General features: G+C 55.2%; 9 protein-coding genes and 1 riboswitch. Of the genes, 8 read left to right on the top strand and 1 reads right to left on the bottom strand.

The features are described 5' to 3' along the window. The first annotated feature begins 41 nt into the window (after positions 1–41). Positions 42–653, top strand: coding sequence for a histidine phosphatase family protein (locus TH30_RS01155; protein ID WP_114096266.1), 612 nt, complete (start codon positions 42–44; stop codon positions 651–653). Between the two features lie 114 nt (positions 654–767). On the opposite strand, the gene TH30_RS01150 is transcribed toward TH30_RS01155, so the two are convergent. Continuing rightward, positions 768–1,442: a hypothetical protein gene (locus tag TH30_RS01150; RefSeq protein WP_114096265.1), complete on the bottom strand. Its 675-nt coding sequence runs from the start codon at positions 1,440–1,442 to the stop codon at positions 768–770. 243 nt (positions 1,443–1,685) lie between these two features. Beyond that, positions 1,686–1,875: riboswitch (cobalamin riboswitch) on the top strand. Between the two features lie 56 nt (positions 1,876–1,931). On the opposite strand from TH30_RS01150, the gene cobU reads away from it, so the two are divergent. The 7 genes from cobU to TH30_RS01115 all read left to right on the top strand — a co-directional run bounded on the left by cobU (position 1,932) and on the right by TH30_RS01115 (position 11,595). Next, positions 1,932–2,459, top strand: coding sequence for a bifunctional adenosylcobinamide kinase/adenosylcobinamide-phosphate guanylyltransferase (cobU, locus tag TH30_RS01145; RefSeq protein ID WP_114096264.1), 528 nt, complete (start codon positions 1,932–1,934; stop codon positions 2,457–2,459). A 34-nt stretch (positions 2,460–2,493) separates the two neighbouring features. Then, positions 2,494–3,534 (top strand): cobalamin biosynthesis protein CobW, encoded by a 1,041-nt coding sequence (gene cobW, locus TH30_RS01140; protein ID WP_114096263.1) that lies wholly within the window; start codon positions 2,494–2,496, stop codon positions 3,532–3,534. Between the two features lie 93 nt (positions 3,535–3,627). Further along, positions 3,628–7,398 (top strand): cobaltochelatase subunit CobN, encoded by a 3,771-nt coding sequence (gene cobN / locus TH30_RS01135; RefSeq protein WP_114096262.1) that lies wholly within the window; start codon positions 3,628–3,630, stop codon positions 7,396–7,398. A gap of 183 nt (positions 7,399–7,581) precedes the next feature. Further along, positions 7,582–8,283 (top strand): hypothetical protein, encoded by a 702-nt coding sequence (locus TH30_RS01130; RefSeq protein ID WP_114096261.1) that lies wholly within the window; start codon positions 7,582–7,584, stop codon positions 8,281–8,283. Between the two features lie 175 nt (positions 8,284–8,458). Then, positions 8,459–9,289, top strand: a complete 831-nt coding sequence (locus TH30_RS01125; protein ID WP_258548567.1) for an endo alpha-1,4 polygalactosaminidase — start codon at positions 8,459–8,461, stop codon at positions 9,287–9,289. Positions 9,290–9,342: 53 nt separating this feature from the next. Beyond that, positions 9,343–9,969 carry a cob(I)yrinic acid a,c-diamide adenosyltransferase gene (gene cobO / locus TH30_RS01120; RefSeq protein WP_114096835.1) on the top strand — a complete coding sequence of 209 codons (627 nt, stop codon included), beginning with the start codon at positions 9,343–9,345 and terminating at the stop codon, positions 9,967–9,969. Between the two features lie 57 nt (positions 9,970–10,026). Continuing rightward, positions 10,027–11,595: a cobyric acid synthase gene (locus tag TH30_RS01115; protein WP_114096260.1), complete on the top strand. Its 1,569-nt coding sequence runs from the start codon at positions 10,027–10,029 to the stop codon at positions 11,593–11,595. The last annotated feature ends 133 nt before the right edge of the window (positions 11,596–11,728 follow it).

Here is an 11,728-nt window from a genome sequence, read left to right as displayed (position 1 = left end):
GCGATCCTTCATCGCCAAAGCCCGATTGGTCTGAGGAATATATGATCAAAGCTGAAACAACGCGCTGGTGGCTGGTGCGACATGCCCCGGTCGAGAACCCGGAACGTCTGGTTTACGGCCGCAGCGACATGCCCGCTGATTTGTCTGATGAAAAGAAATTACGTGCAGTCGCCCGCCATTTACCGCGCGATGCGGTCTGGGTCACAAGTCATCTTTCCCGGACTCTTGATACCGCGCTCAAGCTTCAGGAAGTTATTGACGAAGACGTTGTGCCAACGCGCGAAAGCGGCTTTTCCGAACAGCATTTCGGCGCATGGGAACTGCAGCACTGGAATGATCTTCCCAAAGGTGAAACCACGCAGTTCTGGACCGATTTCGCCCGTCAGCAACCACCCAATGGCGAAAGCTTCGCCGATGTGGTCGACCGGGTTGGTCCGATTTTCAATCGTCTGAACCGATACTGGGCCGGGCGCGATATCGTTGCGGTCATTCATGGCGGAACGATCCGGGCGATCATGGCCAATGCCCTTGGCTTGTCGCTTGAGGCGGCCCTGTCATTTCATATTGATACGCTGAGCCTGACCAAGCTTGAATATATTGACGGGGTTGATCAGCCCGGCTGGCGGATCACCGGGGTTAATCAAACTTACTAAAACCGGAAACTGTGGTGTCACCATCTCGGCCCTGCAGAACCAGAAAAGGCATCTATCCCGTTTGAGATGATGCCGTTTCTGGCTCTGGCCGGATCGATTTCCGGATGGTCGCGTTCAGGCCGATTGTAGTTCTGCTTTTGGGGAAAGATCGTCAAAAGCCTGTTCGGCCAGATATCGATCGAGTAGATCTGCCGAAATGTCATACTTTTCGCAGATCGCGGTCACGTCCTGAAGATAGGCCTCGTAATAGGGCATCGGACGGCTGCGCGACTTGTTGCGCAAATTGGCAACATTCGGAAAATCTTCGGACAATGCCGTATTTTCAATCACCTGAATAACATTGTCGTCGATAATGGCTGCTGGCATGCCGCAATAGGTCTTGCCGCAGGCCGAGAGCATCTTGCTTGCGGTCGGAACCGAAATGCCCGGCTGGGCCAGCAATTCGTTCAGTTCCTCTTCGCCGAAATCGGAAATCGACATCAGGGTAATCAATGTCGGAAGGTCGCGGACAAGCAGCGACAATGCATTCACACGGATGCCTCGGGAATGGGACCAGATAATGGTTCCAATCACGCCCTTGGAGGCATCAAGCGCAAAGATGTTGCGAACATCACGCCGCGAAAGCGTGATCTCTGAATCCGTCGCATATTCGTGCAAAAAGGTCTGAAACGCGCGATTTTCAGAGTTCAAACGTTCAAGCAAGCCAAGCCACATATCCTTTCGGGACGATGTAACCCAGCTTGGCGTGTTCGGTTTTCGGATTTTCGATAGTTGTGCAGAAACTGCCATCTGATTATGAAAAATTCCAGTTAACCCCAAGATTCAGTTGCCACATTTTTTCTGTGGCACACCGGGTTATGATGGTTTTTGTCCCGGCGATCCCACTGGAAGGTGATTTTGTCTCACTCTAATTCCAGCGTGATAATATTATGTTCTCTTAAAGGAGGGCTCCCCTCAAGAAGACAATTCTTACAAATACTGACCTTTCGATTAGGGTGCTTCGCCAATTGGAGAATGCCCTTTGGGTTCGGAACCAAACCTGTTAGGTTCGGCGCACCGTTCGGTGATGGGAAATCGGTGCGATGCCGATGCTGCCCCCGCAACTGTATCGGGTTGGGTGATCCAGATGGACGCAAGGTCGTTCATCAGCCACCGGGAAACCGGGAAGGCGGATTGCTTTCATGCCCGCAGCCAGGAAACCAGCCGAAGGTGTCACCAGTCAAAAACCGGTGGCGACGCAATCGGGCCTCGGTGGGAGGCCATGGCGAGGAACAGACAATGACCCAAAATGACCCGCTTGGCGGGACGCACCTGATCCTTGGTGGTGCACGATCGGGTAAAAGTCGGTTTGCCGAAAACATCATCAATCATGCCGGTGGCGGGATTTATGTCGCGACGGGCCGGGCATGGGATGATGAAATGGCCAACCGCATCGACCTTCACAAACAGTCGCGTGGCGATCTTTGGCAAACGATTGAGGAACCCCTTGATCTTTGTGGCACGCTTGCAACCTGCAACCGAACGGTCGCAAAGCCGGTTCTGGTTGATTGCCTGACCTTGTGGCTGACCAATCTGATGCTTGAAGATCGCGACATTGATGCGGAATTTGATCAGCTTTGCGAACTGATCCCGACATTGAAGATTCCGGTTTTGCTGGTATCAAACGAAGTCGGTTTCGGCATTGTTCCGGAAAATGCAATGGCACGGACCTTTCGTGACCATGCCGGACGGTTGCATCAACGCATCGCTGAACTGGTTGATCGGGTGACACTGGTGGTCGCAGGCATCCCGATGCAGGTCAAATAACAAGTTAATATATTGATTTTTAAGGATTTATAAGATGGCGCAATTGGGAAAAATCCCGGCAACGGTTATCACCGGTTTTCTGGGTGCGGGCAAGACAACCATGATCCGCAACATGCTGGAAAATGCCAATGGCAAACGCATCGCCCTGATCATCAATGAATTTGGCGATCTTGGTGTTGATCGTGGCATCATCAATGGCTGCGGCATCGAAGGTTGTGCCGAGGATGATGTCGTTGAACTGGCAAACGGGTGCATTTGCTGCACGGTCGCAGATGATTTCCTGCCGACCATTCGCGGGCTGATTGATCGCGAAACACCGCCTGATCACATCGTGATTGAAACATCTGGTCTGGCTTTGCCGAAACCGCTGGTCAAGGCGTTTAACTGGCCGGAAGTCCGGTCGCGTGTGACCGTGGACGGGGTGGTTGCGGTTCTTGATGGCGCGGCCCTGCGCGACGGTCTGTTTGCCCATGACCATCATGCGGTTCAGGCACAGCGCGAGGCTGATGAAAATCTTGACCATGAAAGCCCGCTTGAAGAACTGTTCGAAGAACAGCTTCATTGCGCGGATATGGTGGTTTTGAACAAAACCGATCTTCTGACCGACGAAGAACGCGCCAAGGTCGAAGCCGACATTCGGGCAGAGCTGAAAAGACCATCGGTCAAGATCATCGCAACCGAACATTCCCGCGTTGAAAACGCCATTCTGCTGGGGCTTGGTGCCGCTGCCGAAGATGACCTTGATAGCCGCCCAAGCCATCACGACGATGGTCATGAGCATGATCACGATGACTTTGAAAGCTTTGTGGTGTCGCTTGATGCGGTCAATGATCCGGCTGCCCTGGAAAAGCGCCTGGTCGATGTTGTCCGCCAGTTTGATGTTCTGCGTATCAAGGGTTTCCTTGATATCCCCGGCAAGCCGATGCGCCATGTGGTTCAGGGTGTTGGCGAACGTTTCCAGCGTTACTTTGATCGCCCGTGGGCAGAAACGGAAAACCGCCGCTCCGAGCTGGTGGTGATCGGTCTGCATGGACTGGATCGCGCCGCCATCGAGACCGCGATCAAGGCGGCCTGAGGCCGTCTTTCCAAAGACAGATCAATCTGATCGATACCGGGTGTTTTGCATCCGGTATCGGTGCCTTTGACGACGTAAAAGACGGAATTTCAAATGCATCTTTTGGCAGCTCAGCCCGGAATGGTTACCGATGGCAGCGAGGCGGTGGACCTTGGTCAGGAACCGGGGGATGTCGTGATCCTGTCTGCTGCCGAGTCCGAGCTTGCCTGTCTTGCCGGGGCGCAGGCGCGGTTGATCGATGCCTTTGGTGATGACGTTCCATCCTTGCGTCTGGCCAGCCTTTTGCAGCTTGGCCACAATATGTCGGTCGATCTGTATGTCGATGATGTATTAAGCGATGCCAAATTCATCATTGTGCGCATTCTGGGCGGGCGCGGTTACTGGGAATATGGCGTCGAGCAACTGGTTGCCATGGCGCGCGCCAGGGACATTCCATTGGTTCTGCTGCCGGGTGATGATCAACCCGATGCCGAACTGCTTTCGCTTTCGACGCTCAGAGGCAGTGAATATCAGCATATCTGGCGCTATCTGATTGAAGGTGGCCCGCAAAATGCCGAGAATTTACTTCGCCTTATATATGAAAAGTTAAATGTAAATGTGAGCTGGAACTGGTCCCCAGCCGCCCCTTTGGTCAAGGCGGGTGGCTATTGGCCGGGAAAATCCCACGCAAATCTTGATGAAATCCGGTCAAACTGGGTTAAAGATCAACCGGTTACACCGGTAATCTTCTATCGATCCCTCGTTCAGGCCGGGAATCTCGACGTAATTGACGCACTGGTTGAAGAACTTTGTATCAACCATCTCAATCCATTGCCAATTTTTGTCGCCAGCCTTAAGGACCCGGTGGCAAGTGCGCTGGTTAGTGACTGGTTATCGGAAACATGCGCGGATTTGATCCTCAATACCACCGGGTTTGCGCTTTCCGTTCCGGGTTCGGAACGACTTGACGGGCCGTTTGATGCGGTCGATGCGCCGGTCTTTCAGGTGGTGCTGTCGGGTGGCAGCGAAGAAGCCTGGCGCGATGGCGTGAACGGCTTGGCCGCACGGGATATTGCGATGAATGTCGCCCTGCCCGAAGTTGACGGCCGTATTCTGGCACGTGCCATTTCGTTCAAGGGATCGGCGGGCAAGGATGACCTGACGCAGATTGATCTGGTCAAATATATCCCGGTACGAGATCGCGTGGCCTTCACGGCCAAACTTGCCGCCAACTGGATCAGGCTGCGTACCACTGATGCCCCGCACCGCAAGATCGCCATGGTCATGGCGAACTATCCCAACAAGGATGCCCGTCTGGGAAATGGTGTCGGGCTTGATACCCCGGCTGGCATGATTGAAACCCTGCGTGCCATGCAGGCAGAGGGGTATGAGCTTACCGATGTGCCCGATAATGGCGACGCCCTGATTTCGGCGGTGAAGGCCGGACCGACCAACGATTTCAAATCCCTTGCCGGACGTGACATACGCGTGACCTTGCCGATGGCAAAATACCGGACCGCGTTTGAGGAATTGCCAAAATCCATTCGGGATCAGGTGACGGATGCCTGGGGCGACCCGAAGACCGATCCGTTTTATCTGTCCGATCAGGACAGCTTTGCGCTATCGATCCTGCCGATGGGCAATGTGGTGGTCGGGTTGCAGCCTGCGCGTGGCTATAACATTGATCCGCTTGAAAGCTATCACTCGCCCGATCTGGTGCCGCCGCATAACTATTTCGCCTTTTACATCTGGCTGCGCCATGTGTTTGGCGTCGATGCGATCATTCATTTTGGCAAGCACGGCAATATGGAATGGTTACCGGGCAAGTCACTGGCATTGTCCGAGGATTGCTTCCCCGAGGCGGTCTTTGGCCCAACCCCGCATTTCTATCCCTTTATCGTCAATGATCCGGGCGAAGGCACGCAGGCCAAACGCCGGGCACAGGCCGTGATCCTTGACCATTTGACCCCGCCCCTGACGCGGGCGGAAAGCTATGGTCCGCTCAAGGATCTCGAAGCACTGGTGGACGAATATTATGACGCTGCTGCGGTCGATCCGCGCCGTCTGGTGATCCTCAAACGCGATATTCTTGAGCTTGCCATTCGCATTGGCCTTGATCGTGATTGCGGGATCGAAGCCGGTGAAGACGAAGAAAGCGCGTTGGCCAAGCTTGATAACTATCTGTGCGAGCTCAAGGAACTGCAAATCCGTGATGGCCTGCATATCTTTGGAAAGGCCCCTGAGGGTGATCTTCTGACCGATCTTCTGGTCGCGCTGGCGCGCTTGCCACGCGGTGCTGATACGGGACCAAAGGCGTCGCTGCATCGGGCAATCGCCAGGGATATTCTTGCCGATCCGCAATTTGATCCGCTTGATTGCGCATTCGCTGAATTCTGGCCCGGTGCCAAGCCCGATATTCTTGCCGCCTATGATGATCAGGATATCGGGCCCTGGCGCACGACGGGTGATACGGTCGAACGCATCGAACTTCTGGCCCGTGATCTGGTCAATGGCACCCTCACTGCTGATCCGGCATGGGATGCGGTGAATGATGTTATTTCCGATATCGAAACAAATATTCGCCCGGCCGTAACCGGTTGTGGTGCGGCCGAGATTTCCGGCATTCTGCGCGGCCTTTCGGGCAAGTTTGTCGAACCGGGACCATCGGGGGCGCCAACCCGCGGACGGCCCGACGTGTTGCCGACCGGACGTAATTTCTATTCGGTGGATACCCGCACAATCCCGACGCCAGCGGCCTGGCAACTGGGATGGAAATCGGCAGAATTGCTGCTTGAACGGCACGTGCAGGATCACGGGGAATGGCCCAGTGCCCTTGGACTTTCGGTTTGGGGGACCAGCAATATGCGCACGGGTGGTGACGATATTGCGCAGGCCCTTGCCCTGATGGGGGTACGTCCGACATGGGATAGCGCGTCACGCCGTGTGACCGGGTTTGAGATCATGCCGGCATCGCTTTTGGGCCGTCCGCGTGTTGATGTAACCTTGCGCATATCGGGGTTCTTCCGTGATGCGTTTCCGGGCTTGATTGACCTGTTTGACAGTGCAGTACGCGCGGTGGCCGATCAGGCCGATGAAGCTGAGGACATCAACCCGATTGCCACGCGTATCGCGCGGGAGACGGCAAAACTAAGCGATCAGGGCATGGGTGCCGATCAGGCCCGCCAGCAGGCCGGTTTCCGCGTGTTCGGATCAAAGCCCGGTGCCTATGGTGCCGGTTTGCAGGCGATGATCGACGAACAGCTGTGGGAAGACGAAGCCGATCTTGCCGATGCCTATCTGGCATGGGGCAGTTATGCCTATGGGAACGGGGCCGAGGGCATTGCTGCGCGCAAGCTGTTTGAAACCCGTTTGGCGAATGTTGATGCGATTGTCCATAATCAGGATAACCGTGAACATGATCTGCTTGATTCCGATGACTATTATCAGTTCGAAGGCGGAATGACATCGGCGGTGCGCAATCTGTCGGGTAAACAGCCTATTGTTTATCATAGTGACCATTCCCGCCCCGAAAGCCCCAAAATCCGCACGCTGGAAGAAGAAATCGCCCGTGTGGTCCGGGCCCGTGTGGTCAATCCCAAATGGATCAATGGCGTGATGCGCCATGGCTATAAGGGCGCGTTCGAGATGGCAGCCACAGTGGATTATCTGTTTGCCTTTGCGGCAACGGCGCGTTGTGTGGCTGATCATCATTTTGATCTGGTTTATGATGCCTATCTTGATGATCCAAAGGTTCGCGACTTTATCGAACAGTACAACCCAGATGCCCTGCGCGACATTCGGGATCGCCTGCGCGAAGCAATCGAACGCGGCCTTTGGCAGCCGCGCCGCAACAGCGTTGCCACCGAACTGATGGACCGCCCATAGGTGTGGTCGACTAACTGACGGGATTCACAAGAAATTTACCAAGGGAACATTGTCAGGAGTTGAAACGTTACGTTTTCGCACCATATCTCGATTAACCAACTGTTAATAAGTTGTGAGGGACGGGGCACACCTTTCGGATCGTCAGCACGGGAAGCAGGACGATCGAAAAGATAGGAGGCCGCGATGGAGAACAAGACCAACGTTCGTTTGCCTGACTATTTGCAAACTCCCTTGCCTGCCCACAAAGGGCACGCAGATATCATTGACTTCCTGCTTGCAGATTGTGACATGCCCGACTGGTTGCGGGCCGATACGCACGGACAGGGGCGTTATCGCCCGGCCCGCGGGGCCATTCGCGCCGTTCTTGACGTGCGTGAACGCTTTAACGGCCAGCACCGCCCGGTCAGCTTTGAAGAATTTCATGCCGGTATGACCGAACTTGCCCATCATCTGCCCGGCCCGGACCAGACCCGGTTCGAAATTGATGCCAAGGTTCAGATTTATTGGCGCTACCTGCAAGGTGTTGAACGCCAGGTCTGGCGCACGGCGATTTCGGTTGCCCATGTCGCCCTTGATCATTTTCCGGTGGTCCGGGAATTCAGAGCCCTGATCGAAGAGGTGGTTGTCAGCCGCGACTGGCTTGAACGCAGGCTTGAGGTCGTCGAACACAGTTTCCAGACCCCGGTGACATCGCACAATGAAACCGTGCGCAAAGCCCTGATGCGGCTGAAACGCATGTCACCGGGTGACCGTCTGCAATTGTTTAACAAGGCCCGGATGCGGCGCCCGGAATTGCGCAATATCGATATGCGCGAACCCGATAAGTGGGCTGATCTTGTCACCGGTGATCTTGGTCTGTCACCGCGCGAAGGCACGATCTGCTAAGGAAATATCGTTCCGGAAAGACAGTTTGGTTTGTGGGTGGGGAATGCTGCCAATGGCAGCAGAAGGGTGCGGTCTTTGGGCCGCACCTTTTCTTGTGTGCATGGTCCTGGGGTGTAAGGGTTGTCTTGCTTGCCGCGGGCGGGCAAAGTGAGGCGGTCATATTCCGGGGCCATCAATGAACGACGCGAAAAGATTGTTTTCCTTTGTCTTCTGCCTGTTTGGCGTCGCCATTTGTCTGATGCCTGTGGCACAAAATGCGCGGGCCACAGAAAACAATGGATGGTTTTCCGTGCCTCATGGGGCTTTTCACTGGCAGCTGCAGGGTGAAATTGCTGTCGATCCGGCCAGCATTGCTGTGATTGGTGCTGATCTTGATGAAACAACCGCGCTTCAGGTGGCGAAATGGCGCAAGGCGGGACTTTATCCGGTTTGCTATATCAATGTCGGCGCACTTGAAGACTGGCGCGACGATTATCATCAGTTCCCGACGGATGTGGTTGGCAATGCCTATTGGGGTTGGGACGGCGAATACTGGCTTGATATCGGCCATTATGAACGCTTTGCCGATATCATGACGGCCCGGTTTGACCGGTGCCGGCAAAAGGGATTCTTGGCGGTAGAACCCGATAATATTGACGGTTACGAAGCCGATCAGTCAAACAGGACAACGGGATTTAAGCTCACACGTGAAGATCAGGTGCGCTATGTCGAATGGCTGGTTGATCTGGCCCATGATCGCGGTCTTGCCATCGGACAGAAAAATGCCTCCGAACTTGTCGATGATCTGGTGGACCGGATGGATTTTGCGCTGCTTGAATCGGCATTCCGGCTTGGCTTCATGGATGAATTTGATCCCTATATTGCACAGGGAAAGCCGGTCTTTGCCGTGGAATATTTTGAAGAGGGGGCGGATCCGGCCCTATTTTGCCCGGCAGCCCGCAAGCATGGTTTTCAGGGTGTGATTGCCGGGCTTGAGCTTGATCAAACACCGCAAAACTGCCCTTGATCCCGCATGCGCTTTCGCCGCATTGTGGGGGCGCACTTCAAAGGGATGAAACCATGACCGATAAAAGCCAGCCAGACATTGATATCAACGCGCGCCATGATGAAAAAATGAAGAAAATCAAGGCTGCGCGCGACAAGATGATGGCCCAGAAGATCGATAAAAAGGGCCTGATCATTGTCCATACCGGCAAGGGCAAGGGTAAATCATCCTCGGCCTTTGGCATGGCGATGCGCTGTGTCGGCCATGACATGAAGGTCGGTGTGGTTCAGTTCATCAAGGGCGGCTGGGAAACCGGCGAGGCAAAGCTGCTTAAAAAGTTCCCCGATCTTTGCGAATTCCACGCCATGGGCAATGGCTTTACCTGGGAAACCCAGAACCGTGCGCAGGATGTCGCACTGGCGCGTGAAGCCTGGAACAAGGCGCTGGAAATGCTGCGTGATCCAAGCTTTGCCATGGTCATCCTTGACGAGATCAATATCGTTCTGCGCTATGATTTTCTGCCGCTTGACGATGTGCTTGAAGCGCTTTCAAACAAGCTTCCCGATCAGCATATTGTCCTTACCGGCCGTAACGCGCCCGATACCCTGATCGAGGCTGCTGATCTGGTGACCGAAATGACCATGATAAAGCACCCGTTCCGCGAACAGGGCATCAAAGCCCAGATCGGTGTCGAGTTCTGATCAATCTGGCGCGATATCGCCGTTATTGGGGAACAAGGTGAAAGTTTTGAAACCGGAATGAACGTGCAATCTGTTCCTGCCCTGATGCTTCAGGGGACCGGATCTGATGTCGGTAAATCCATGCTGGTTGCCGGATTGTGCCGCGCCTTTGCCCGGCGTGGCCTGCGCGTGCGCCCGTTCAAACCGCAAAACATGTCCAACAATGCCGCTGTCACCGATGATGGCGGCGAGATTGGCCGTGCGCAGGCGCTTCAGGCCCGTGCTGCCGGGGTTCCAACCACGGTCCATATGAACCCGGTCCTGCTGAAGCCACAAAGTGATATCGGCGCGCAGGTTGTCGTACAGGGCAAGGTTCTGACCAGTGCCAAGGCGCGCGATTACTATCGTCTCAAACGTGATCTTTTGCCCAAGGTCATCGAAAGTTTCGAGGTGATGGCGCGTGATGCCGACCTTGTCCTTGTCGAAGGGGCCGGGTCACCGGCGGAAGTCAATCTCCGGGCGGCTGACATCGCCAATATGGGCTTTGCCGAGGCGGCGAAAGTCCCGGTCATTCTGGTGGGCGATATTGATCGCGGCGGGGTCATCGCATCCATCGTCGGTACCCATGCGCTTTTGTCCGACGATGATCGCAGATGGCTAAAGGGCTATGTGATCAACAAGTTCCGCGGTGATGTGTCGCTGTTTGCATCGGCAACAGGGATCATCGAACAGGCATGCGGGCTTAAAGGTTACGGTATCGCAACATATTGGCAGGGCGCGCATAAGCTCCCCGCCGAAGATGGCGTGGCCCTTGAAAAAGCGGGCAAATATCAGCGTCGCACAGATGGAGGTGCGACGGACAATGGTGCCAATGGCGATGGTGCGGCCGGGCGCGTGATTCGCATTGCCGTGCCACATCTGCCGCGCATTGCCAATTTCGATGATCTTGATCCGCTGGCGGCCGAGGATGATGTCGACCTTCTGGTGATCAAACCCGGTCAGGTGATCCCTGCCGACTGTGACCTGGTGCTTTTGCCCGGCTCAAAGTCGACCATGGCGGATCTGCGTTTCCTGAAAGAACAGGGCTGGGATATCGACATTCTTGCCCATCACCGGCGCGGCGGCTTTGTCGTCGGGATATGCGGCGGCTATCAGATGCTGGGCCGGATGGTCCATGATCCTGACGGGGTCGAAGGCAAAGCGGGAAGCGAGGCGGGCTTGGGTCTTCTGGATGTCGAAACCGTCATGGCCGGTGACAAGACACTGCGCAAAACCGATGGCCTGACAACATCGGACGCCGTTCGAGGGCCACTTGAGTGCGGGATCGCGGTCAGCGGCTATGAAATTCATATGGGCCAGACCGAGGGACCAGATCGCATGCGGGGCTGGCTGGCACTTGACGGGCTTGATAGCCCCGATGGCGCGATCAGTGCCGATGGCCGGGTGTTGGGATGCTATCTGCACGGGCTGTTTGGCAGTGATGCGTTTCGGCACGGCTTTCTGGCGGCGATTGGCGGGGATAATGACCCGCGCCAAAGCAGTTTCGATGCCGGAGTCGACGCCGCCCTTGATGAACTGGCCGACCATCTTGAGGCCTGTCTTGACCTTGACGGGTTGCTTGAACTGGCAAAAAGCCGCGGCAAATAGCACCGCTTTCAGGTTTCTGATCGCAAGTCTTGTCAAAAGCGTGAAAATCGCACGACATTTGCGTTGAAGGCCTTTACTTCCGTCCTGTTGCGTGGTTTGACAGATTTTGCAATTCCGGTTCTGAAATGAACTG

The sequence above is a fragment of the Thalassospira profundimaris genome (assembly GCF_003326795.1).
Taxonomy (GTDB): domain Bacteria; phylum Pseudomonadota; class Alphaproteobacteria; order Rhodospirillales; family Thalassospiraceae; genus Thalassospira; species Thalassospira profundimaris_C.
Note: the sequence above shows the minus strand (reverse complement) of the source record. Positions and strands in the feature narration are given on the sequence as shown.